Source organism: Halorubrum sp. Atlit-26R (genome assembly GCF_003666015.1).
In the GTDB taxonomy this organism is placed as follows: Archaea; Halobacteriota; Halobacteria; order Halobacteriales; family Haloferacaceae; genus Halorubrum.
The window spans coordinates 1-492 of sequence record NZ_QPLT01000435.1 but is presented as its reverse complement, the minus strand read 5'-3'; the positions used below and the strand labels follow the sequence as shown (position 1 = coordinate 492).

The following is a 492-nucleotide window of genomic DNA, read 5'->3' as shown; positions in this document are numbered from 1 at the left end:
CTTAATATTTATTTATCCTGATACTTTTCGAATATGCACGAAAGTGTGGCAGATTACGTGGCAGAGCACCCGAAAATGGCCGGCGTCCTGTTCACCGCGATGCTGTTGTTGTCGCAGGCGGCCCCTGTGGCGGCTAACGCTATGACTGCGGACCCCGGTCCCTAATCTAGATCTACGCGGTCACTCCAAGTAAGATCACCATCAACAAAAACGGGTAGCGTTTCTAGTTCTACAAACTGAATAACCGATTTGTTCTTAACTTCGCCTATAGGTATTTTTTCTGGCACATAATAATTTGTACTTATGTCTTCGATGTTTGCAGACGTCAGTGTGCCTGTCCCATATGGGCCATTGGGAAATACCTCGATGGAAACAACGCTTTTTTTGCTTTTTTTCTGGTGAATATTTATAATTGATGCAATTCCGCTCCGACTCTGGCAGACCGTAGTTCCTCCATCACCGACGACGATATACTGGTGACCCGTAATCAGC

At 45.9% G+C, this 492-nt stretch carries 1 pseudogene; it reads right to left on the bottom strand.

Going from position 1 to position 492, the window contains the following annotated elements:
• Window positions 1-161 precede the first annotated feature (161 nt).
• Window positions 162-492 (bottom strand): annotated as a pseudogene (locus tag DVK07_RS23095) (caspase family protein); the annotation flags it as partial.